The organism is Tepidiphilus succinatimandens (assembly GCF_006503695.1).
GTDB classification, from domain to species: Bacteria; Pseudomonadota; Gammaproteobacteria; order Burkholderiales; family Rhodocyclaceae; genus Tepidiphilus; species Tepidiphilus succinatimandens.
In genome coordinates this window covers 54,263-75,597 of sequence record NZ_SBIK01000001.1, presented here as the reverse complement: position 1 = coordinate 75,597, position 21,335 = coordinate 54,263, and the positions used below count along the sequence as shown (strand labels likewise).

General features: G+C 67.6%; 22 protein-coding genes. 17 read left to right on the top strand and 5 right to left on the bottom strand.

Features of this window, described 5'->3' with window-relative positions:
- The first annotated feature begins 4 nt into the window (after nucleotides 1-4).
- From ilvN to EPD82_RS00275, 17 genes are all read left to right on the top strand, one after another.
- Nucleotides 5-319, top strand: coding sequence for an acetolactate synthase small subunit (gene ilvN, locus EPD82_RS00355; protein WP_055422652.1), 315 nt, complete (start codon nucleotides 5-7; stop codon nucleotides 317-319).
- A 62-nt stretch (nucleotides 320-381) separates the two neighbouring features.
- Nucleotides 382-1,512 (top strand): chorismate synthase, encoded by a 1,131-nt coding sequence (gene aroC / locus EPD82_RS00350; protein ID WP_055422653.1) that lies wholly within the window; start codon nucleotides 382-384, stop codon nucleotides 1,510-1,512.
- A 108-nt stretch (nucleotides 1,513-1,620) separates the two neighbouring features.
- Nucleotides 1,621-3,042, top strand: a complete 1,422-nt coding sequence (gene leuC, locus EPD82_RS00345; protein WP_141054215.1) for a 3-isopropylmalate dehydratase large subunit — start codon at nucleotides 1,621-1,623, stop codon at nucleotides 3,040-3,042.
- A 20-nt stretch (nucleotides 3,043-3,062) separates the two neighbouring features.
- Nucleotides 3,063-3,716, top strand: coding sequence for a 3-isopropylmalate dehydratase small subunit (leuD, locus tag EPD82_RS00340; protein WP_141054212.1), 654 nt, complete (start codon nucleotides 3,063-3,065; stop codon nucleotides 3,714-3,716).
- Nucleotides 3,713-4,774: a 3-isopropylmalate dehydrogenase gene (gene leuB, locus EPD82_RS00335; RefSeq protein ID WP_141054209.1), complete on the top strand. Its 1,062-nt coding sequence runs from the start codon at nucleotides 3,713-3,715 to the stop codon at nucleotides 4,772-4,774. Before leuD ends, leuB begins: the two co-directional genes overlap by 4 nt.
- A 32-nt stretch (nucleotides 4,775-4,806) precedes the next feature.
- On the top strand, nucleotides 4,807-5,940 hold the full coding sequence (gene asd / locus EPD82_RS00330; protein WP_141054809.1) for an aspartate-semialdehyde dehydrogenase: 1,134 nt from the start codon (nucleotides 4,807-4,809) through the stop codon (nucleotides 5,938-5,940).
- A 42-nt stretch (nucleotides 5,941-5,982) separates the two neighbouring features.
- Nucleotides 5,983-8,481: a motility hub landmark protein FimV gene (locus EPD82_RS00325; RefSeq protein WP_141054206.1), complete on the top strand. Its 2,499-nt coding sequence runs from the start codon at nucleotides 5,983-5,985 to the stop codon at nucleotides 8,479-8,481.
- A 32-nt stretch (nucleotides 8,482-8,513) separates the two neighbouring features.
- Entirely contained in the window at nucleotides 8,514-9,326 is an 813-nt protein-coding gene (gene truA / locus EPD82_RS00320) for a tRNA pseudouridine(38-40) synthase TruA (RefSeq protein ID WP_141054203.1), read from the top strand.
- The gene (locus tag EPD82_RS00315; RefSeq protein ID WP_055422658.1) at nucleotides 9,310-9,975 is read left to right on the top strand and encodes a phosphoribosylanthranilate isomerase; all 666 of its coding nucleotides are present in this window, start codon (nucleotides 9,310-9,312) and stop codon (nucleotides 9,973-9,975) included. The genes truA and EPD82_RS00315 overlap by 17 nt, the downstream gene beginning before the upstream one ends.
- Complete coding sequence (trpB, locus tag EPD82_RS00310) at nucleotides 9,975-11,171, top strand: tryptophan synthase subunit beta (protein WP_141054201.1); 1,197 nt, start codon at nucleotides 9,975-9,977, stop codon at nucleotides 11,169-11,171. The genes EPD82_RS00315 and trpB overlap by 1 nt, the downstream gene beginning before the upstream one ends.
- A gap of 14 nt (nucleotides 11,172-11,185) precedes the next feature.
- Nucleotides 11,186-11,998 (top strand): tryptophan synthase subunit alpha, encoded by an 813-nt coding sequence (gene trpA / locus EPD82_RS00305; protein ID WP_141054198.1) that lies wholly within the window; start codon nucleotides 11,186-11,188, stop codon nucleotides 11,996-11,998.
- Nucleotides 11,995-12,864: an acetyl-CoA carboxylase, carboxyltransferase subunit beta gene (gene accD / locus EPD82_RS00300; RefSeq protein ID WP_141054195.1), complete on the top strand. Its 870-nt coding sequence runs from the start codon at nucleotides 11,995-11,997 to the stop codon at nucleotides 12,862-12,864. The genes trpA and accD overlap by 4 nt, the downstream gene beginning before the upstream one ends.
- Entirely contained in the window at nucleotides 12,861-14,147 is a 1,287-nt protein-coding gene (gene folC, locus EPD82_RS00295) for a bifunctional tetrahydrofolate synthase/dihydrofolate synthase (protein WP_141054192.1), read from the top strand. The genes accD and folC overlap by 4 nt, the downstream gene beginning before the upstream one ends.
- Nucleotides 14,144-14,902 (top strand): SPOR domain-containing protein, encoded by a 759-nt coding sequence (locus EPD82_RS00290; RefSeq protein ID WP_055422663.1) that lies wholly within the window; start codon nucleotides 14,144-14,146, stop codon nucleotides 14,900-14,902. The genes folC and EPD82_RS00290 overlap by 4 nt, the downstream gene beginning before the upstream one ends.
- Complete coding sequence (locus EPD82_RS00285; RefSeq protein ID WP_141054189.1) at nucleotides 14,899-15,405, top strand: CvpA family protein; 507 nt, start codon at nucleotides 14,899-14,901, stop codon at nucleotides 15,403-15,405. The genes EPD82_RS00290 and EPD82_RS00285 overlap by 4 nt, the downstream gene beginning before the upstream one ends.
- Nucleotides 15,406-16,941: an amidophosphoribosyltransferase gene (gene purF, locus EPD82_RS00280; RefSeq protein ID WP_141054186.1), complete on the top strand. Its 1,536-nt coding sequence runs from the start codon at nucleotides 15,406-15,408 to the stop codon at nucleotides 16,939-16,941.
- Between the two features lie 10 nt (nucleotides 16,942-16,951).
- Complete coding sequence (locus EPD82_RS00275; protein WP_141054182.1) at nucleotides 16,952-18,133, top strand: O-succinylhomoserine sulfhydrylase; 1,182 nt, start codon at nucleotides 16,952-16,954, stop codon at nucleotides 18,131-18,133.
- 4 nt (nucleotides 18,134-18,137) lie between these two features.
- Here the strand turns inward: EPD82_RS00275 and EPD82_RS00270 are convergent, their stop codons facing one another.
- The 5 genes from EPD82_RS00270 to dnaJ form a co-directional block, all read right to left on the bottom strand.
- Complete coding sequence (locus EPD82_RS00270) at nucleotides 18,138-18,404, bottom strand: DUF2442 domain-containing protein (RefSeq protein ID WP_055422667.1); 267 nt, start codon at nucleotides 18,402-18,404, stop codon at nucleotides 18,138-18,140.
- 9 nt (nucleotides 18,405-18,413) lie between these two features.
- Complete coding sequence (locus EPD82_RS00265; RefSeq protein ID WP_055422668.1) at nucleotides 18,414-18,683, bottom strand: DUF4160 domain-containing protein; 270 nt, start codon at nucleotides 18,681-18,683, stop codon at nucleotides 18,414-18,416.
- A gap of 7 nt (nucleotides 18,684-18,690) precedes the next feature.
- Complete coding sequence (locus EPD82_RS00260; RefSeq protein WP_141054177.1) at nucleotides 18,691-19,467, bottom strand: UDP-2,3-diacylglucosamine diphosphatase; 777 nt, start codon at nucleotides 19,465-19,467, stop codon at nucleotides 18,691-18,693.
- Nucleotides 19,467-19,964 carry a peptidylprolyl isomerase gene (locus EPD82_RS00255; protein ID WP_055422738.1) on the bottom strand — a complete coding sequence of 166 codons (498 nt, stop codon included), beginning with the start codon at nucleotides 19,962-19,964 and terminating at the stop codon, nucleotides 19,467-19,469. Before EPD82_RS00255 ends, EPD82_RS00260 begins: the two co-directional genes overlap by 1 nt.
- A gap of 241 nt (nucleotides 19,965-20,205) precedes the next feature.
- Nucleotides 20,206-21,333 (bottom strand): molecular chaperone DnaJ, encoded by a 1,128-nt coding sequence (dnaJ, locus tag EPD82_RS00250; protein WP_055422670.1) that lies wholly within the window; start codon nucleotides 21,331-21,333, stop codon nucleotides 20,206-20,208.
- Between the last annotated feature and the right edge of the window lie 2 nt (nucleotides 21,334-21,335).

The window sequence follows — 21,335 nt, the reverse complement described above, 5'->3', positions numbered from 1 at the left end:
GAAGATGATCGAACAAGTGGCCGAACCGCTGCCTACGGGCGGTTTCGAGAAAGTGGTGCTGGAGCTGGAGGTCAACAACCATCCCGGCGTGATGAGTCACGTCTGTGGCTTGTTCGCGCGGCGCGCCTTCAACGTCGAGGGGATCCTGTGCATGCCCTTGCCCGACGGGCGGCGCAGCCGCATCTGGCTCACCGTCTTCGCCGACCAGCGGCTGGAACAGCTCGTCCGCCAGCTCGAGCGCCTGGTCGACGTGCTCGAAGTGCGCCGCCATGGAGCCGATCACGAGGTGTTCGTGCAGCTGGAGCGATTCTTCCAGTGAGTCGAAGCCGTGTGGAGCGCATGCTAAACTCGTTCTTTTGCGCACGGACGGTAGGGTAAGCGATGGCGGGCAATACCTTCGGCACAGTGTTCACGGTGACTTCCTTCGGGGAATCGCACGGGCCGGCGATCGGCTGCGTGGTCGACGGCTGCCCGCCGGGCCTGGCGCTCACCGAGGCCGACATCCAGCGCGAGCTCGACCGGCGCAAGCCCGGCACTTCGCGCCACGTCACCCAGCGGCGCGAGCCCGACACCGTCGAGATCCTCTCGGGCGTCTATGAGGGCATGACGACGGGCACGCCGATCGCCTTGCTCATCCGCAACGTCGATCAGCGCTCCAAGGATTACGGCAACCTCGTGGAGACGTTCCGTCCGGGGCACGCCGACTACGCCTACACCATGAAATACGGCCGGCGCGATCCGCGCGGCGGCGGGCGTTCTTCGGCGCGCGAGACGGCGGTGCGGGTGGCGGCCGGGGCGATCGCCAAGAAGTGGCTGCGCGAGCGCCACGGCGTGGTGATCCGCGGCTTCATGGCCCAGCTGGGGCCGATCGAGATCCCCTTCGTTTCCTGGGAGCACGTGGAGCAGAATCCTTTCTTCGCTCCGAATCTCGAGCTGGTGCCGGAGCTCGAACGCTTCATGGATGCGCTGCGCAAGGCGGGCGACTCGGTCGGCGCAAGGCTCACGGTGGTGGCCCGCGGCGTACCCCCGGGTTGGGGCGAACCGGTGTTCGGGCGGCTCGATGCCGAGATCGCCGCGGCGATGATGAGCATCAACGCCGTCAAGGGCGTGGAGATCGGCGACGGGTTCGCCGTCGTGACCCAGCGCGGCAGCGAGCATGGCGACGAGCTCACGCCGCAGGGGTTTCTGTCGAACCACGCTGGCGGCATTCTCGGCGGCATCAGCACGGGGCAGGACGTCGTCGTGCATCTGGCGGTGAAGCCCACCTCCAGCATCCGGCTCGAGCGCCGTTCGATCGACCTGCGCGGGGTGCCGACCACGGTGGCCACCCACGGACGGCACGACCCCTGCGTGGGGATTCGCGCCACACCGATTGCCGAGGCCATGCTCGCCCTGGTGCTGATGGATCAGGCACTGCGCCATCGGGCGCAGTGCGGCGACGTGGTGCCGCCGCTTTCCCCCGTTCCGGCTTTGTCGCCGGGTGCAACGGGTTCGATTCCTTCGCCACTTTGAAGGGATGACCTGTTGCTAATGCGCTACGCCATGGTGTTGGCGCCGATGACGAGGTTGTGAAATAATTACGCGCCGTGGGTGGCGCGATCGACCCGGAGAGAACCTGCAATGAACGCCAAGACCTTGTATGACAAATTGTGGGACGCGCATCTGGTGCGCCAGGAGCCCGACGGCACGGCCCTCATCTACATCGATCGCCACCTGATCCACGAGGTGACCAGTCCCCAGGCGTTCGAAGGGCTGCGTCTGGCGGGGCGAAAGCCCTGGCGGACGGGTTCCATCGTCGCCACGGCCGATCACAACGTGCCTACCGATCCTAGCGAGACCGAGATCCGCGATCCCATCTCGCGCGAGCAGGTGGTCACGCTCGACCAGAACATCCGCGCTTTCGGCGCGCTGCGCTATTTTCCCTTCCATGATCCGCGCCAGGGCATCGTGCACGTCATCGGCCCGGAGAGCGGAGCGACGCTCCCCGGTATGACCGTGGTGTGCGGCGACTCGCACACCTCCACGCACGGGGCGTTTGCTTGCCTCGCCCACGGCATCGGCACTTCCGAAGTCGAGCACGTGCTCGCCACCCAGTGCCTCATCCAGAAAAAGGCCAAGAACATGCGCGTGCGCGTCGACGGCAGCCTGCCGCCGGGCGTCTACGCCAAGGACGTGATCCTGGCCATCATCGGCAGAATCGGCACCGCCGGCGGCACGGGGCACGCCATCGAATTCGCCGGCGAGGCGATCCGCTCGCTCTCCATGGAAGGGCGCATGACGGTATGCAACATGGCGATCGAGGCCGGCGCGCGCGTGGGCATGGTCGCGGTCGACGACAAGACCCTCGACTATTTCCGCGACAAACCCCTCGCGCCCAAGGGCGAGCTGTGGGAGCAGGCGGTCGACTACTGGCGCACCCTCGTGTCCGATCCTGAAGCCCGGTTCGACCGTGAGGTGGTGCTCGACGCCGCCACCCTCAAGCCGCAGGTCACCTGGGGCACCTCGCCGGAGATGGTCACCGACATCGAAGGGCGCGTGCCCGATCCGGCTTCTTTCGCCGATCCGGTCAAGCGGGACGCCGCCGAGCGGGCGCTCGCCTACATGGGGCTGGAGCCGGGCACGCCGATCGGCGAGATCCGCGTCGATCAGGTCTTCATCGGCTCGTGCACCAATTCCCGCATCGAGGATCTGCGCGCGGCCGCCGCCGTCGTGCGCGGGCGCAAGAAGGCACCCAACGTCAAGCGCGTGCTGGTGGTGCCCGGCTCGGGTCTGGTGAAGAAACAGGCCGAGGAAGAGGGGCTGCACCGCATCTTCATCGAAGCCGGCTTCGAATGGCGTGACCCGGGCTGTTCCATGTGCCTGGCGATGAACGCCGATCGTCTGGAGGCGGGCGAGCGCTGCGCCTCGACTTCCAACCGCAACTTCGAAGGCCGCCAGGGTGCGGGTGGGCGCACGCACCTCGTGAGCCCCGCCATGGCCGCCGCCGCCGCGATCGCCGGACACTTCGTCGACGTGCGCGAACTGCTGCCGGCCTCCGTCTGAGACCCGAGAGAGACAAAGACATGGAAAAATTCATCCGCCTCGACGCCCTGGTCGCTCCGCTCGATCGGGCCAACGTCGACACCGACGCCATCATCCCCAAGCAATTCCTCAAGTCCATCCACCGCAGCGGCTTCGGCCCCTACCTCTTCGACGCGTGGCGCTACCTCGACCGTGGCGAGCCGGGCATGGACTGCAGCAAGCGGCCGAAGAATCCCGACTTCGTGCTCAACCAGCCGCGCTACCAGGGGGCGCAGATCCTGCTCGTGCGCGAGAACTTCGGTTGCGGCAGCTCGCGCGAGCATGCGCCCTGGGCTTTGCTCGACTACGGTTTTCGGGCGCTGATCGGTCCGAGCTTCGCCGACATCTTCTACAACAACTGCTTCAAGAACGGGCTGCTGCCCATCGTGCTGCCGGCCGAGGAGGTCGATCGGCTCTTTGGCGAATGCGAGGCCGCGCCCGGCTACCGTCTGGCGATCGATCTGCCGTCGCAGTCCATCACCACGCCCGAGGACAGGGTGATTTCCTTCGAGATCGACTCCTTCCGCAAGGAGTGTCTGCTCAACGGCTGGGACGACATCGGCTTGACGCTGCGCCACGCCGACGAGATCCGCCGCTTCGAAGAGGCCTATCGCGCGCGCCATCCCTATTATTTCGTCGAGGAGTCGGCAGCATGAAAAAACGCGTCTGTGTGCTTCCCGGCGACGGCATCGGCCCCGAGATCGTGGCCGAGGCGGTGAAGGTGCTCGACGCCCTCGCGCTGCCGATCGAGTACGAATACGCCCTCCTGGGCGGCGCGGCGATCGACGCCACCGGCGAGCCTTACCCCGAGGCGACGCGGGAGGCGGCGCGCCGGGCCGACGCGGTGCTGCTCGGCGCCGTGGGCGGGCCGAAGTGGGACGAGCTGCCGCGCGCCCAGCGCCCCGAGCGGGGGCTTTTGGGTATCCGCAAGGATCTGGGGCTCTTCGCCAACCTGCGCCCGGCCGTGCTCTTTCCCGAGCTCGCCTCGGCCTCGGCGCTCAAGCCCGAAGTCGTCTCGGGGCTGGACATCGTCATCGTGCGGGAACTCACCGGCGACATCTACTTCGGTGAGCCGCGCGGCATCGAGGTGCGCGACGGCGAGCGCGTGGGCTTCAACACCATGATCTACCGCGAAAGCGAGATCCGCCGCATCGGCCGCGTGGCCTTCGAAACGGCCCGCCGCCGCGGCAAGAAGCTGTGCTCGGTCGACAAGATGAACGTGCTCGAGACCACCCAGCTGTGGCGCGACGTGATGAACGAGCTCGCGCCGGAGTACCCCGACGTGACGCTCACGCACATGCTCGTCGACAACGCCGCCATGCAGCTCGTGCGCGCGCCCAAGCAGTTCGACGTGATCGTCACCGGCAACATGTTCGGCGACATTCTCTCGGACGAGGCGGCCATGCTCACCGGCTCCATCGGCATGCTGCCTTCGGCTTCGCTCGACGAGCAGGGCAAGGGGCTCTATGAGCCCTGCCACGGCTCCGCGCCGGACATCGCCGGCCAGGGGGTGGCCAATCCCCTCGCCACCATCCTGTCGGCGGCGATGATGCTGCGCCACAGCTTCGGCTGGGAAGAAGCGGCGGCGCGCATCGAACGCGCCGTGCGTGCGGTGCTCGCCCAGGGCCTGCGCACGCGCGACATTTTCGAGCCCGGTACGCGGCTCGTCGGTACCGCCGAGATGGGCGAGGCGGTGGTGGCGGCACTGCGCTGACAGAAAAACGAGACGAGGAACAGGAAATGGCAATGCAACGAGTGGGATTGGTGGGCTGGCGCGGCATGGTCGGCTCCGTGCTGATGCAGCGCATGGAAGAGGAGAAAGATTTCACCCTCTTCGAACCGGTGTATTTCTCCACTTCGGCCGCAGGCAAACCTGCGCCGGGCTTCGGCGGCGTGACCCCGGCCGAGCCGCTTCAGGACGCCTACGACCTCGAAGCGCTCGCCCGGATGGACATCGTCCTCACCTGCCAGGGCGGCGACTACACCAAGGCGGTCTATCCCAAGCTGCGCGCGGCCGGCTGGAAAGGGCATTGGATCGACGCAGCGAGCGCCCTGCGCATGGAACCGCACACGGTGATCGTGCTCGATCCGGTCAATCGGCCGGTCATCGATGCGGCGCTCGCCAAGGGCGGGCGCGACTGGATCGGCGGCAACTGCACCGTCTCGCTCATGCTGATGGCGCTCGCCGGGCTCTTCCGGGAGGAGCTCGTCGAGTGGGTCTCGTCGATGACCTACCAGGCGGCTTCCGGCGCGGGGGCGCAGAACATGCGCGAGCTCCTCGAGCAGATGGGGCGGCTCTATCGGGCGGTGGAGAGAGATCTCGCCGACCCGGCCTCCGCCATCCTGGAGATCGACCGCAAGGTGACGGCTGCTCTGCGCTCGCCCGATTTTCCCACCAAGAATTTCCGCGGCGTGCCGCTTGCCGGCAGCCTCATCCCCTGGATCGACGTGCCGGTCGAGCACGGTCAGTCGAAGGAAGAATGGAAGGGCGGGGCCGAGTGCAACAAGATTCTCGGCAAGCCGCCCTTCCGCACGCCAGGGTCGATCCCCATCGACGGTTTGTGCGTGCGTATCGGCGCCATGCGCTGCCATTCACAAGGGTTGACGGTCAAGCTCAAGCGCGACGTGCCGCTCGAGGAGATCGAAGCGATCATCGCCGGGGCCAACGAGTGGGTGAAAGTGGTACCGAACGAGCGCGAGGCGAGCGAGCGCGAGCTCACGCCGGCGGCCGTGTCGGGGACCTTGACGGTACCCATCGGGCGTTTGCACAAGCTCGCCATGGGGCCGGAGTATCTGGGGGCGTTTACGGTAGGCGACCAACTCCTGTGGGGAGCGGCCGAGCCGTTGCGCCGAATGTTGCGGATCCTGCTGCAAGCCTGAGGAACCGCTGCAGGATTCGATGTCGACGAGGGAGCGCAGAACATGAAACGAACGAGGCAGGTGCCTTTGGCCCTGTTGCTGGGCGCTTTGTGGGGTAACGCCTGGAGCGCGGGATTCGGTGAGCTCATCGTGCGCTCCCGCCTGGGGGAGCCGCTCACGGCCGAGATCACCGTGAAGGCGACTCCGGAAGAGCTGCGATCCCTCTCGGCACGCATCGCCCCCGCCGAGTATTTTCGCCAAGTCGGCGTGCCGTACAACGCCACGATCCAGGCGATCGATGCCAAAGTGGTCCGGGACGGCAACCGGGCCAAGATCGTGCTCACCAGCCGCACGCCGATCCGGGAGCCCTTCGTCGATGTCCTGCTCGACATGAACTGGGCCGGCGGACGTCTGGTGCGGGAATTCGCCATCCTGCTCGATCCGCCAGAAATGGCTGCGCCGGCACGTCCGGTGCCGGCTACCGGAAAGGATGTGACCGTACCCGCCAAGGCGGCAGCGCGGCAGACGCCGGGTCAATGGACCGTGCAGCCCGGCGAAACGCTCTACGCCATCGCACGGCAAGTCTCGCCATCCGGTGCCACGACCGAGCAGACGCTCGTGGCATTGTGGCGCGCCAACCCCAATGCGTTCATCGAGGGGGACATCAACCGGCTCAAGGTCGGCGCGACGCTCAAGGTGCCTTCGAGCGAGGAGATCCGCCGCATCCCTCTGGCCGAAGCGCGTTCGATGCTGCGTGCGCCAAGCAAGCCGCGGCAGGCCGCGGCAGCGCCTGCCCGCGAAACGGGGCCTGCGCCAGCGCCGGAGGCTGCGGCAGACAAGGGCAAGGCGATCGCCCGCGAGGCGCTCGAAGCCCCATCGCCTGCGCCCGCCGAAGATCGGCTCAAGGTCGGTGCGGCTCCGGAGACGGGGGCCGGCACGGAAACGAAAAGCCCCGCCATTCCTTTGCCCGAGACCGCGGCTTTGCAAGAGAGCCTCTCTGCCTCGGAAGCGGCGCTCGGCGAGGCGAACGAGCGCATCGTCAAGCTCGAGACGGAAATCGCCCGCCTGCAGAAACAGCTCGAGGCGCAAAACGCCACCCTGGCCCGCCTGCAGGCGCAGGCCGAAGCCAGCGCCAAACAGAGCGAGGCGTCGTGGATCGATGGGCTCCTGCCTGCTGTAGGAGGGGCTGCGGCCGCGCTGCTTGCGATGTTTGGCTGGTCTGCTTACCGCCGCCGGCGCGAGGAAAAAGCCGCATTCCCCCTGTCGACGACTCCCTCGCCTGCGAAGCCGGAGACGCCTGCCGTGACCACGATGGAGCACTCCGGTCCGGTCACCGAGTCCGGTCGCGCCGTCACCTCGGGGCAGAACATCGACACCTCCAGCATCCTCGGTACCGATTTCACCCAAGTCGCGTTCAACGCCCTGCATGCCGACGAAGGGGTCGATCCCGTGGCCGAGGCCGAGGTCTATCTGGCCTACGGCCGCGACCCCCAGGCCGAGGAGATCCTGCTCGACGCGCTCAAGCAGAACCCGCGGCGTGCGGCCATCTACCTCAAGCTGCTCGAAGTCTATGCCAAGCGCGGCGATCGGGCGAAATTCGATCAATATCTGCGGACCCTGTCCGAATTGACCGGCGAGCAGGGGCCCGACTGGACCATGGCCCTGGCGATCGGGCAGCGGGCCTGGCCGCAGGACGAGCGTTTCGCCACGGTGGTCGTGACCGACACCTTGGAGCCCACGGAGTCTTTGGCCGAAAAAGCGGGCGAATCGACGCTGCAGCGCGAGATTTCGCCTGCATCGGCTACGGCGCCGGCCGCCGAGGCGCCGGCCCAACCGGCCGCGACTGCCGAGCCAGCTGCGACCGTTCCCCAAGCAGACTTCGTCGAACTCGACTTCGATCTCGACAAACTGACGGAGCAGATGGCGGCCGAACCGAAGCCTGCGCCGGCTACCGCGGCGCCTGCGCCGGCCCCGGATGCGCTGGATTTCGATCTCGAACTTCCTCCCGAGGAAGAAGCTCGGCCGCAGGCGCCCTCGGGGGCTCCGGCGGCAGAGGCTCCTTCCCCGGAAAAAGGGGAGGATTCCTCGGCGCTGGAATTCCCCGAGCTTTCGCTGGAAGAGAACGCTGCGGCGCCGCGTGAAGAGCGCCCCGCTCCTTCTCCGGCCGAAATGGCGGAGTCGCAGGAATTGAAGTCCATGCTCGAAGAGATCGATTTCGATCTCGCCGAGATCTCGCCGGAGACGGAGGCGCCGGGCAAGGAGCCGACCGAACCGCCGAAAGGAGCGGAGCCTTCCGCGGTGGCTCCGGCAAGCGCTGAAGAGCAGAAGTCGTCCGAGGCTGGTCCGCCGACCGAGGTGATGGACATCGACCTCGAGCGCTTCGCCGGTGAAGCCGGCACGGCCGATCACGACACCCGCCTGCAACTCGCCGAGGCCTATCTCGAGATGGGGGATACCGAAGGAGCGCGTGAACTGCTCGAGGAAGTGCTGCGCGACGGCGACGAGACACAGCGCGCTGCGGCGCAGCAGCTCATGGACCGGATCCTGGGGAGTAAAGCTTGACGGGACTCTCCCGCCGGCGGGGGTGAGGCGCGGTGCGCTGGGCATTGCTCGTCGAATACGCCGGGCAGGGGTTTCTCGGCTGGCAGATGCAGGCAGAGGGGCGCACGGTGCAGGCGGTGCTGGAGGCGGCGGTCTCGGTACTCGCCGCGCAGCCGGTGCGCCTGCATTGCGCCGGACGCACGGATGGCGGAGTGCATGCGCTCGCCCAGGTGGTGCATTTCGACGCGGAGGCCGAACGACCGCCTTACGCCTGGGTGCGGGGCGTGAATGCCCATCTGCCCGAAGACGTGGCGGTGCGTGCGGCCTGGCCCGTATCCGAGGCGTTTCACGCGCGCTATCGCGCCGTCTCCCGCCACTACCGCTACGTGCTCTACAATGCGCCGGTGCGCCCGGCCGCGCTCGCCGGCCGGGTGGGCTGGGAAGCGCGGCCGCTTGCGCTCGAGCCGATGCGCGAGGCCGCGGCGTCGCTCTTGGGGACGCACGACTTCTCGGCCTTTCGCACGGCCCAATGCCAGGCGCGCTCGCCGGTGAAGACCCTCCATCGCCTCGAAATCGAACGCCGCGGCCCCTTCCTGCACTTCGACTTCCACGCCGACGCCTTCTTGCATCACATGGTGCGCAACCTCGTTGGCGCGCTCGTCTACGTGGGCAAGGGGCGTTTCCCGCCCGAATGGGTCGGCGAGGTGCTCGAACGGCGCGAGCGCGCGCTCGCCGCGCCCACTTTTCCTGCCGCCGGGCTCTATTTCTGTGGGGTCGAGTATCCGCCAGGGCTGGGCGTGCCCGAGCGGATCGTGCGCCGGCCCGAATTCGGCTTGGACGAGGAAGTGGATGTCCCAAAATCCTGACCCCCAAAATTCAAATTCTGCCCCCCCCCGCCGCGTGCGCGTGAAGATCTGCGGTCTGACGCGCTCCGAGGACGTGCGGGAGGCTTGCCGGCTGGGCGCCGATGCGCTCGGTTTCGTCTTCTATCCGCCCAGCCCCCGGGCGGTGACGATCGCGCAGGCCGAAGCCCTGCTTGCCGAAGTGCCCCCCTTCGTCACCACGGTGGGGCTCTTCGTCAATCCCACCCCGGACGAGGTGGAATCGGTGCTCGAGCGTGTGCCGCTCGATCTACTGCAGTTCCACGGCGACGAGCCGCCCGAGTTGTGCCGGCGTTTCGCCCGGCCTTATCTCAAGGCGCTGCGGGTGCGCCCGGGGCTCGATCTGCTAGAATTGGCGCGATGCTATCCCGACGCGAAGGGGCTGCTGCTCGATGCCGACTCCGCCGTATGGGGCGGCAGTGGCCGTGCTTTCGACTGGAACCTGATCCCGCCCGGTCTGCCGTGCCCCGTGGTGCTCGCCGGCGGCCTCACGCCCGAGACGGTGGCCGAGGCGATCGCGCGCGTGCGACCCTGGGCCGTGGATGTCTCGAGCGGCGTCGAGGCGGCCAAAGGAATCAAATGCCCGCAGAAGATGGCGGCCTTCTTCGCCGCCGTGACCCGAGGAATGCGCTGATGGATTATCACTACCCGGATGCCCGGGGCCATTTCGGCCCCTACGGGGGCGTCTACGTGGCCGAGACGCTCGTGCCGGCGCTCGAGGCGCTCGCCCAGGCCTATGAGGAGGCCAAGCGCGACGCGTCTTTTCGTGCCGAGTTCGAGGATGAGCTCAAACACTACGTCGGCCGCCCCAGCCCCATCTACCACGCCAAACGCTGGTCGGAGACGTTGGGTGGGGCGCAGATCTATCTCAAGCGCGAGGACCTGAACCACACCGGCGCGCACAAGATCAACAACTGCATCGGCCAGGCGCTGCTCGCCCGGCGCATGGGCAAACCGCGCGTGATCGCCGAGACCGGCGCGGGGCAGCACGGCGTAGCCACCGCCACGGTGGCGGCGCGCTACGGCATGCGCTGCGTCGTCTATATGGGCGAAGAAGACGTGCGCCGGCAGGCGGCCAACGTCTATCGCATGAAGCTGCTGGGGGCCGAAGTGGTGCCGGTCTCCTCCGGTTCGCGCACGCTCAAGGACGCCCTCAACGAGGCCATGCGCGACTGGGTCACCAACGTGCACGACACCTTCTACATTCTCGGCACCGTCGCCGGGCCGCATCCCTATCCAGAGATGGTGCGCGACTTCCAGTCCGTCATCGGCAAAGAGTGCCTGTGGCAGATGCCCGAGCTCATCGGCCGTCAGCCCGACTACGTGATCGCCTGCGTCGGCGGCGGCTCCAACGCCATCGGGATTTTCTACCCCTATCTGGAGCATGAATCGGTGCGCCTGATCGGGGTGGAGGCGGCAGGAGAGGGGATCGAGACGGGGCGGCACGCGGCCACGCTCGTGGCCGGCCGCCCCGGCGTGCTGCACGGCAACCGCACCTACCTGCTGCAGGACGAGGACGGGCAGATCCGCGAGACGCATTCCATCTCCGCCGGTCTGGACTATCCCGGCGTGGGGCCGGAGCATGCGCTCCTCAAGGACCTGGGACGCGCCGAGTACGTGGCCGTGACCGACGAGGAGGCGCTGGCGGCCTTCCACGCGTTGTGCCGTTACGAGGGCATCATCCCCGCGCTCGAATCCTCGCACGCGCTCGCCTATGCGGCCAAGCTCGCGCCGAGCCTGCCGCGCGAGACGGTGCTGCTCGTCAATCTCTCGGGGCGCGGCGACAAGGACATGCACACCGTGGCCGAACGCTCGGGCATTCGCTGGTGAACGAGGAGCGTCCCATGAACCGCATCGATTGCACCTTCGCCCGCCTGCGCGAGCAGGGGCGCAAGGCGCTCATCCCTTTCGTGACGGCGGGTTTTCCCTCGGTCGAAACAACGCAGGCGCTCTTGCCGGCGTTGGTGCGCGCCGGCGCCGACCTGATCGAACTGGGGATCCCTTTCTCCGACCCCATGGCCGACGGCCCCACCATCCAGGGTGCGAGCGAACGGGCCCTGGCGCAGGGTATGACGCTTGCGCAAGTGCTCGACTTGGTGCGCGACTTTCGCCGCATGGATGCCGACACGCCCGTAGTGCTGATGGGCTACGCCAATCCGATCGAGGCGATGGGCGAGGAGCGCTTCGTGGAGGCGGCGCGCGACGCCGGCGTCGACGGCGTGCTCACCGTCGATTATCCGCCGCAGGAGGCGGAATCCTTCGCCGCGCGGCTGCACGAAGCGGGGCTGCACCCCATCTTTCTGCTCGCGCCCACTTCCAAACCAGAGCGGGCCGACGAGGTGGCACGGCTCGGCGGCGGCTACGTCTATTACGTCTCGCTCACCGGCGTGACGGGGGCCGGTTCCCTCGACGTGGCCGAGGTGCTCGCGCGCATTCCCGCCTTGCGCGAGCGCACGGGGCTTCCCATCGCGGTGGGCTTCGGCATCCGGGATGCGCACACCGCCGCCGAGATCGGCGCGGCGGCCGACGCGGTCGTCATCGGCAGCCGCTTGCTCGAAGCGATCGAAGGCGCTGCACATGCCGACGAGGCGTGCCGGCGGGCGGAGGAATTCCTGCGCCCGATCCGCCGGGCGCTCGATGAAGGAGTGGCGCCATGAGCTGGCTCGACAAGATCCTGCCGCCGCGCATCCGGCGTGAAGTGAGCGGCGCGCGCCACAGCGTCCCCGAGGGGCTGTGGACCAAGTGCGAAGCCTGCGACGAGGTGCTCTACGCTGCCGACCTCGATCGCGAACTGCGCGTCTGCCCCAAATGCGGCCATCACCACCGTATCCGCGCCCGTGCCCGGCTCGAGGCGCTGCTCGACCCCGAGGGGCGAGTGGAGATCGGTGCCGAAGTACGTCCGGTGGATGCGCTGAAATTCAAGGACAGCAAACGCTACACCGACCGGCTCAAGGAAGCGGCCAAGGCCACGGGCGAGAGCGAGGCGCTCATCGTGTTCGCCGGGCACCTAGAGAACCTGCCGGTGGTGGCGGCCTGCTTCGAGTTCGAGTTCATGGGCGGCTCCATGGGCTCGGTCGTGGGCGAGCGTTTCGTGCGCGGGGTGCGCCACGCCATCGAGCATCGCTGCGGCTTCGTGTGCATCGCCGCAAGCGGCGGCGCGCGCATGCAGGAAGGGGTGCTCTCGCTCATGCAGATGGCCAAGACGAATGCCGCGCTCACGCAGCTCGCCCAGGCACGGCTGCCCTTCGTCTCGGTGCTCACCGATCCGACCATGGGCGGGGTGTCGGCCAGTTTCGCCTTCATGGGGGACGTGGTCGTGGCCGAACCGGGAGCGCTCATCGGTTTTGCCGGGCCGCGCGTCATCGAGCAGACGGTGCGCCAGACTCTGCCGGAAGGGTTTCAGCGCGCCGAGTTTCTGCTGGAGAAGGGGGCGCTGGATGCCATCGTCGATCGGCGCCAGCTGCGGCCGTGGCTCGCGCGTACCTTCTCTCTGCTGGGGCTGCGCCCGCACGAGGTGGCATGACGCAGACTTCCGCCCTGGATCGCTGGCTGGAGAAGCTCGAAGCGCGCGCAGCGAGCCATGTGATCGCCCTGGGGCTCGAGCGGGTGCGGGCGGTGCTCGATCGCCTGCCGGTTGCGACTGGGGCGGTGGTCATCACCGTGGCTGGAACCAACGGCAAAGGGTCGACCTGCGCGCTGCTCGAAGCGATGCTGCGCGCCGGCGGTTACCGCGTCGGCTGCTACACCTCGCCACATCTGCTGCGCTACAACGAGCGCGTGCGCCTCGACGGTCAGCCGATCGGCGACGAAGCCCTGCTTTCCGCCTTCGAAGCCGTAGAGGCAGTGCGGGGCGACGTGCCGCTCACCTATTTCGAGCACGGCACGCTGGCGGCCTGGGTGGCCTTCTGCCGCGAACCGCTCGATGCCATCATCCTGGAGGTCGGGCTGGGCGGGCGGCTCGATGCCACCAACGTCTTCGATGCGGATGCCGCGATCCTCACCGGCGTGGCGCTCGACCATCAGGCCTGGCTCGGGCCGGACCGGGAGGCGATCGGTCGTGAAAAAGCCGGCATCTTCCGCTCCGGACGTCCGGCCATCGTCGCCGATCCGGTGCCACCGCGCTCGGTGCTGGAGACGGCCGCTGCGCTCGGTGCCGAGCTCTACCGCCTCGGGGTGGATTTCGGCTACGACGGCGACCGCCAGCAGTGGCGCTGGTGGTCGCGCACGGCGGGCAACCGCGGCGGTCTGCCCTATCCGGCGCTGCGCGGAGTCAATCAGCTGATGAACGCCTCCGCGGCCCTGATGGCGCTCACCTGCCTGCGCGATCGTCTGCCGCTGGCGATGCAGGCGGTGCGCGAGGGCCTGATGACGGTGGAACTGCCGGGGCGCTTCCAGGTGCTGCCGGGCCGCCCGAGCGTGATCCTCGACGTTGCGCACAATCCGCAGGCCGCGGCCGTGCTCGCCGAGAACCTCGCCGCCATGCCGGGCTACCGGCGCACGCTGGCGGTGGTCGGCATGCTCGCCGACAAGGACGTGGAAGGGGTGGCGCGCGCGCTCGTCCGCCGGATCGATGTGTGGTTCGCCGCCGGTCTGCAAGGCTCGCGCGCGCTCACGGCCGGGGCGCTCGCCGCGCGCTTGGAGTCTGCGGGCGTGGTGCCTGGGGAAACGTTCGCCTCGGTGCCCGAGGCGCTTGCTGCGGCCAGGGCGCAGGCCAAGGACGATGATAGAATCGTCGTGTTCGGCTCTTTCCTCACGGTGGCCGAGGCGCTGCGTGCGCTGCACGTCCAGGACACGGAAGCACGGTGACGACCCAGGAAGACACTCTCGAGCGGTTGCGCAGGATACGGCGGCGTTTCGTCGGCGCGATCGTCCTGCTGCTCGCGGCGCTCATCACCCTACCCTTGGTGATGGAGAAAAAGCCCAAGGGGCAGAAAGCCCCGGTCGAGGTGCGGATCCCCGCGCGCGATCAGGTGCCGGCGACCGTGCCGCCGCCTGCAGCCGTTCCCGACCCGACCCAGACGGCCGGCCCCGAAGGAACACCGCCCCCGGAAGCCGAACTCGCCGAAGCGCCCGTACCGGTTCCTCCCTCATCCCCTCCGGCCTGGCAAGAACCTGCTGCCAAACCAGAGCCGCCGCAATCGAAACCGGTGGCGTCTCTCCCGCCGCGACCGGAAGCGAACGTGGCGGCGGCCAAACCCGCCGCGCCGCCGGAATCCCCCAAACCGGTGCCCGAACCCAAACCGGCGCCTACCGTCAAACCCGATGCCCTGCAGGAGAAGGCGCGCGCGCTCGCAGCCCTGGAAGGGGCGCTGAAACCGGGACAGAAACTGCCGGGCTACTGGGTGGTGCAGGCGGGTGCCTTCCGCGACGAGGCCAAGGCGAAACAGGTGGCCGGGCAGCTGCGCGGCGCCGGGCTCGATGCCTTCGTCGAAGGAGGCGCCGACGGGTGGTACCGCGTGCGCATTGGTCCTTTCGTGAGTGAAGCCAAGGCGCAGTCGGCCAAGGCGATCGCCGAGCAGCAGCGCCTGAGCCCGCGCGTCGTGCATGTCGCTTCACCATGAATCAGTTCGATTACGCGGTATTCACGGTGATCGGCATTTCGCTCCTCGTGGGCGCCTGGCGCGGCATCGTCGCCGAGCTGCTCTCGCTGGCGGCCTGGGTGCTGGCGATCGGTCTGGGGTGGGCGTTCGGCTGGCCGATCGGCCGGGCGTTCTATGCAGGTTGGTTCGCCGATCCCTTGCTGCAGCGCATCTTCGGGTTTGCGACGATCTTTCTTGCCGTCTTCATGCTGGCGGCGTTGGTACGCTACGCTTTGCGTGAGGTCCTGCACGCCATCGGGCTGGGGGGCGTGGACCGTCTGCTCGGTGCCATCTTCGGTGTGCTGCGCGGAGCGGCCGTGGTGTTGTTGTGTGCGGCGGTGCTGCTGGCGGTCGGTGCCCAGGAATCCCCTTGGTGGCGACAGGCGCGCACGGTGCCGTGGATCGTCGTGGCCTTGCAGCGCCTGGAGCCTTGGCTGCCGCGAGGTTTGATCGAGAAATTGCCTTTGCCTAGGGAGATCGTTTGAATGTGCGGAATCATCGGGGTGGTCGCCCATCAGCCGGTCAATCAGCTCCTCTACGACGGCCTGATGGTATTGCAGCACCGTGGCCAGGACGCCGCGGGTATCGCCACCGGCAGTGACGACCGCTTCTACATGCACAAAGGGCCGGGTCTGGTGCGTGACGTCTTTCGCACGCGCAACATGCGCAGCCTCGTGGGCAACTGGGGCATCGGTCACGTGCGCTATCCCACGGCGGGGGATGCCTGCAATCCGGCCGAGGCGCAACCTTTCTACGTCAATTCGCCCTTCGGGCTGCTGCTCGCGCACAACGGCAACCTCACCAACGGCGAGGCGCTCAAGCGCGAGATCTTCGAAACCGACCTGCGTCACATCAACACCAATTCCGACTCCGAGATTCTGCTCAACGTCTTCGCCCACGAGCTCGCGGCCGCCTCCAAAGGGGCGCGGCCGGACGACGAGGCGGTGTTCGCGGCGGTGCGGGGCGTGCATCGGCGCTGCCGCGGCGCCTACGCGGTGGTGGTGATGATCGCCGGTTACGGCCTGCTCGCCTTCCGCGATCCCTACGGCATCCGTCCGCTCGTCTTCGGCCGCAACGACACGTCCTCTGGAACGGAGTGGCTGGTCGCCTCCGAATCGGTCGCGCTCGACACCCTGGGGTTCCGTCTCGTGCGCGACGTCGCCCCGGGCGAGGCGATCCTCTTTGGCATCGACGGCACCATGCGGGCGCGCCAGTGCGCCGACGAGCCGGTGCTCGCCCCCTGCCTCTTCGAATTCGTCTATCTGGCGCGGCCCGATTCCGTGATCGACGGGGTGTCGGTCTATGAGGCGCGGGTGAAAATGGGCGAATACCTCGCCGAGCGCTTCCGCACCCGTTATCCGCACGCACGCATCGACGTGGTGATCCCGATTCCCGATTCCAGCCGACCGGCGGCGCTGGAGATGGCCACCCGCTTGGGGCTACCCTACCGCGAAGGCTTCGTGAAGAACCGCTACATCGGCCGCACCTTCATCATGCCGGGGCAGACGGTGCGCAAGAATTCCGTGCGCAAGAAACTCAACGCCGTACATCAGGAATTCCGCGGCAAGCGCGTGTTGCTCGTCGACGACTCCATCGTGCGCGGTACCACCAGCCGCGAGATCATCCAGATGGCGCGCGACGCCGGTGCCGTGGAAGTCTTCCTCGCCTCGGCCGCCCCGCCCGTGCGCTATGCCAACGTCTATGGCATCGACATGCCAAGCCGCCGCGAGCTCATCGCCGCCTATTGCGACGAGGAGGAAGTGCGCCGCCAGATCGGCGCCGACGGCTTGCTCTATCAGGAACTCGAAGATCTCAAGCGCGCCATCCAGAGCGTCAACCCATCGATCCAGCGCTTCGAGTCCTCTTGCTTCGACGGCTGCTACATCACGGGCGACGTCACGCCCGAATACCTTGAACGGATCGAACGGCGCGGCGAGGATTCGGTCGCTTCACGGGAAGGGGAGGAAGGCGCCGGCGCGGCGCAGCTCGACCTCAACCTCCCGCTCGACCAAGATGCATGAAAGGACGGTGATGGACGACGGTAAAGGACTGGGCACGCGCGCGGTGCGCGACGGCGTGCTGCGCAGCCAATTCGGCGAGCATGCCGAAGGGCTCTATCTCACTTCGAGCTTCGTCTTCGCCGACGCGGCGCAAGCCGCGGCGCGCTTCCTCGAGCAGGAAGAGGGCTATACCTACAGCCGCTTCACCAATCCGACGGTGAGCATGTTCCAGGAGCGGCTCGCGAGCCTCGAAGGTGCCGAATCCTGCATCGCCGCGGCTTCGGGCATGGCGGCGATTCTGTGCACGGCCATGGCCTTCGTCTCCCAAGGCGAGGAGATCGTGGCCGGGCAGGGACTCTTCGGCGCTACACACCAGCTCTTCTCGGCCATCCTGCCGCGCTTTGGCATCACCACGCGCTTCGTCGATCTGAGCGATGCCGCGGCGCTCGAGGCGGCGCTCACGCCACGCACCAAGCTCGTCTTCTGCGAAACGCCCAGCAACCCGCTCATGGAGCTCGTCGATTTGGCCGCGCTCGCCGAACGGGCGCACCGGGTCGGCGCCTTGCTCGCGGTCGATAACACCTTTTGCACGCCCATCGGACAGCAGCCGCTTGCTCTGGGGGCGGATCTCGTCATCCATTCGGCCACCAAATACCTCGATGGTCAGGGCCGGGTGCTCGGTGGGGCGGTGCTCGGCAGCCGTACCCTCATCGACCTCGTCTATCGTTTTCTGCGCACGACGGGGCCGAGCCTTTCACCGTTCAACGCCTGGGTGCTGGTGAAGAGCCTGGAGATCTTGCCGCTGCGGGTTCGTGCGCAGAGCGAGGCGGCGCTCGCGCTCGCGCGCTGGCTCGAGACCCATCCGAACGTGGTGCAGGTGCGCTATCCCTGGCTCGAATCCCACCCGCAGTACGCGCTCGCCCGGCGCCAGCAGAAACTCGGAGGCGGCGTGGTGAGTTTCCGCGTGCGCGGCGGACGCAGCGAAGCCTGGCGCGTGATCGATTCCACCCGGCTCTTCTCGATCACCGGCAACCTCGGCGACGTCAAATCCACCATCACGCACCCGGCAAGCACCACGCACGGCCGGCTGGCGCCGGAAGTGCGGCAGGCGATGGGCGTGGGCGAAGACCTGCTGCGCCTCTCGGTCGGCCTGGAAGAGGTCGAAGACCTGCAAGCCGACCTCGCCCGCGGGCTGGATGCGATCGGCGGCTGAGGCTTCAGCCGGTGGCGAGATTCAGAGGTTCCCCGGATGCGAGCGGCACCGATTTGTCGTAGAGCGTCTCCGGGGCGATGTCCAGTCCTCCGGGCCAGCAGACGGTGCCGAGCCCAACGTGGGCCAGCCGAAATTCGTCCCACCGTTTCAGGCGGGTAAAAATGCCACGTTCGAGATAGGGACGGGCGTCGAAGAGGCGATGGCTTCCGTCGTCGAACCAGAGCTCGAGCGTGAAGTTCTCGTGCGGGATGACGCGGACGACCGATTCCATGGCAGAACCTCAACGCAAGGGGTCGATGGGAAAAAGAGCTTGACCGTTGATGGCGAGTTCCCAATCGGCCAAGAGATCCTCTCGATGGATCTCGATCCATGCTTGGACGAGCCTGGCTTTTGCCGCAGGAAAATCCCCACTCAACAACGAGCCGTCGATGATGGAGAAAGCGGCTTCCATTCCCTGGTATTTTGCATGGATGTGGGGAAGCTTGTGCCGCTCGTCGTCAAAAAAGTACATGTTGATGATGATGCCATAGAAGAGGCTGATCGTCGGCATGGTGCGCTCACGAGTGCTCCACTCTGGCCGGCGTCACGCCGTGCCAAGTGGCGCCGTCGGGGCCGATCTCCAGCCAGCGGGCGGTGTCGTGCCATTCGGGCAGCACCCAGCGCTCGCGTGGCTCGCCTGCGATCGCATAGTGGTGCACGGCGCAGCGGTGGGTGTGGCCGTGCAGCAGCACCGCGGGGCGGCAGGCTTCGAGCCAGCGGCGGACTTCTTCCTCATTGACGTCGATCGGCGCCTCCAGCTCCCCCTGGTAGGCGCGGCTCTGCTCGCGCGAGCGCTGGGCGAAGGCGATGCGCGCCGGTAGCGGCTGGGCGAGGAAGGCAGCCTGGGCGGCGGGCTGCCGTGCCTGGGCGCGCCAGGTCTGATAGGCGTGATCGTCGGTGCAGAGCAGATCGCCGTGGGTGAGCACGAAGGCGATTCCGGCGATCTCCACCGTCACCGGGTCGGGCAGCATCTCCCAGCCGGCGCGCGCGGCGAAGGTCTCGCCTACGAGAAAATCGCGGTTGCCGGTGAGAAAGTAGAACGCGGCCCCGCGTGCACGGGCGGCGGCGCAGGCGTCGATGAGCGTCTCCACCACCGGGTGCGTCCAGTCGTCGCCGATCCAGTATTCGAAGATGTCGCCCAGGAGGAAGATGGGTTCTTCGGCCGGGCGCTGCGCGAGCCATTCGCGGAAGGCGTGCAGGCGCGGCGTATCGCGGTCGATGTCGAGGTGCAGGTCGGAGACGAAAGCGGCGCGCGGCAGGCGCAGGCGCGGCGCTTCGAACGCCGGCAGCGCCATCACCGGATCACCTCGGCGTGCTCGATCACCACCGGTTCGAGCGGCACGTCGCGGTACGGGCCGACGGCGCCGGTCTTCACCGACTTGATGGCGTCGACCACGTCCATGCCCTGTACGACCTTGCCGAAGACGCAGTAGCCCCAGCCCTGAACGGTGGGGGCGCGGTAGTCGAGGAAGTCGTTGTCGGCCACGTTGATGAAGAACTGCGCCGTGGCCGAATTCGGGTCCTGGGTGCGGGCCATGGCCACGGTGCCGCGAAGATTCTTGAGACCATTGTCGGCCTCGTTGGGAATGGGGGCGCGGGTGGGTTTCTGCTTCATGTCGGCGGTGAGCCCGCCGCCTTGGATCATGAAGCCGTCGATGACGCGATGAAAGATGGTGCCGTCGTAGTGGCCGCTCTCGACGTAGGCGAGAAAGTTCTCGACGGTCTTGGGCGCTTTGGCGGCGTCGAGTTCGAGCACGATGTCACCGCGGTTGGTGGCGAGTTTGACTTGCACGGCTTGGGCTCCTTGGGCGAAGGAAAGGGGGGAGAAGGTGCAGGCGAAGAGCGCCGCGAGCAGGGCGCGGCGCCAGGGGTTCATGCGGGAAGCGGTCTGCGGCATGGGAAGGTCCTGTACGAAGACGGCTGGGCAAGGATAGCAGATTCGCGGCGCGCGTCTGGACGAGGGCTAGGGTGATGCGTCCCCCTCGGTCGGAGAGGGGGGATCGAAGCCTGCCGCCGCGTCCGTTGTCAGCGCCTCATTGCGTCTCGCCGGTGAAGAACTCGCGCATGCGGTCGAACCAGGATTTGCTGCGCGGGTTGTGGCGCTCGGCATTCTCGCGGGCGATCTCCTCGAATTCGCGCAAGAGTTCTTTCTGCCGCTCGGTGAGATTGACCGGTGTCTCTACCACCACGTGGCAGAGCAGGTCGCCCACGCCCTGGTTGCGCACGTTGCGGATGCCTTTGCCGCGCAGGCGGAAGACCTTGCCCGTCTGTGTGCCCGGCGGGATGCGCAGCTTGGCGATGCCATCGAGCGTGGGGACGTCGATTTCGCCGCCCAGCGCCGCGGTGGTGATGGAGATGGGCATCTCGCAGTGCAGGTCGTCGCCCTCGCGCTGGAAGATGGGGTGGGGCTTGATGCGGATCTCGACGTAGAGATCGCCCGGCGGGCCGCCGTTGATGCCGGCTTCTCCATAGCCGCTCTGGCGCAGGCGCATGCCGGTGTCGATGCCGGCGGGAATCTTCACCTCCAGCGTGCGCGTTCGCCGCACGCGTCCGGCGCCGCCGCAGTCGGGACAGGGATCGGCGACGATACTGCCGCTGCCGTGGCATTCGGGGCAGGTCTGCTGAATGGAGAAGAAGCCTTGCTGCATGCGCACCTGGCCGACGCCGCCGCAGGTGGGGCACACCCGTGGCTGCGTGCCGGGGCGAGCGCCGGTGCCGTGGCAGGTGTCGCAGGTCTCGGTGGTGGGGATGCGGAGGGTCTTGGTGGTGCCGTGGGCGGCCTCTTCGAGCGTGATCTCGAGCTGGTAGCGCAGATCGGCGCCACGATAGACCTGGGAGCGGCCGCGCCGGCCGCCGCCGAAGAGGTCACCGAAGATGTCGGAAAAGGCCTCGGCGAAGTCGTCGAATCCGGCCGCCCCAGCGCCCGCGGCCGCGCCATCGACGCCGGCGTGCCCGTAGCGGTCGTAGGCGGCGCGCTTTTGCTCGTCGCTCAGCACGTCGTAGGCGCGCTGGATTTCCTTGAATTTCTCTTCGGCCTCTTTGTTGCCGGGATTGCGGTCCGGGTGGTATTTCATCGCCAGGCGCCGGTAGGCCTTCTTGATCTCGGCCGCCGTCGCTTCGCGGCTCACCTCGAGGATCGCGTAATAGTCTTGTTGTGCCATCG

Coding starts and splice junctions, on each gene's coding strand:
- ilvN (WP_055422652.1), top strand. CDS start 5: ATGATCGAACAAGTGGCCGAACCGCTGCCTACGGGCGGTTTCGAGAAA.
- aroC (WP_055422653.1), top strand. CDS start 382: ATGGCGGGCAATACCTTCGGCACAGTGTTCACGGTGACTTCCTTCGGG.
- leuC (WP_141054215.1), top strand. CDS start 1,621: ATGAACGCCAAGACCTTGTATGACAAATTGTGGGACGCGCATCTGGTG.
- leuD (WP_141054212.1), top strand. CDS start 3,063: ATGGAAAAATTCATCCGCCTCGACGCCCTGGTCGCTCCGCTCGATCGG.
- leuB (WP_141054209.1), top strand. CDS start 3,713: ATGAAAAAACGCGTCTGTGTGCTTCCCGGCGACGGCATCGGCCCCGAG.
- asd (WP_141054809.1), top strand. CDS start 4,807: ATGCAACGAGTGGGATTGGTGGGCTGGCGCGGCATGGTCGGCTCCGTG.
- EPD82_RS00325 (WP_141054206.1), top strand. CDS start 5,983: ATGAAACGAACGAGGCAGGTGCCTTTGGCCCTGTTGCTGGGCGCTTTG.
- EPD82_RS00315 (WP_055422658.1), top strand. CDS start 9,310: ATGTCCCAAAATCCTGACCCCCAAAATTCAAATTCTGCCCCCCCCCGC.
- trpB (WP_141054201.1), top strand. CDS start 9,975: ATGGATTATCACTACCCGGATGCCCGGGGCCATTTCGGCCCCTACGGG.
- trpA (WP_141054198.1), top strand. CDS start 11,186: ATGAACCGCATCGATTGCACCTTCGCCCGCCTGCGCGAGCAGGGGCGC.
- accD (WP_141054195.1), top strand. CDS start 11,995: ATGAGCTGGCTCGACAAGATCCTGCCGCCGCGCATCCGGCGTGAAGTG.
- folC (WP_141054192.1), top strand. CDS start 12,861: ATGACGCAGACTTCCGCCCTGGATCGCTGGCTGGAGAAGCTCGAAGCG.
- EPD82_RS00285 (WP_141054189.1), top strand. CDS start 14,899: ATGAATCAGTTCGATTACGCGGTATTCACGGTGATCGGCATTTCGCTC.
- purF (WP_141054186.1), top strand. CDS start 15,406: ATGTGCGGAATCATCGGGGTGGTCGCCCATCAGCCGGTCAATCAGCTC.
- EPD82_RS00275 (WP_141054182.1), top strand. CDS start 16,952: ATGGACGACGGTAAAGGACTGGGCACGCGCGCGGTGCGCGACGGCGTG.
- EPD82_RS00270 (WP_055422667.1), bottom strand. CDS start 18,404: ATGGAATCGGTCGTCCGCGTCATCCCGCACGAGAACTTCACGCTCGAG.
- EPD82_RS00265 (WP_055422668.1), bottom strand. CDS start 18,683: ATGCCGACGATCAGCCTCTTCTATGGCATCATCATCAACATGTACTTT.
- EPD82_RS00260 (WP_141054177.1), bottom strand. CDS start 19,467: ATGGCGCTGCCGGCGTTCGAAGCGCCGCGCCTGCGCCTGCCGCGCGCC.
- dnaJ (WP_055422670.1), bottom strand. CDS start 21,333: ATGGCACAACAAGACTATTACGCGATCCTCGAGGTGAGCCGCGAAGCG.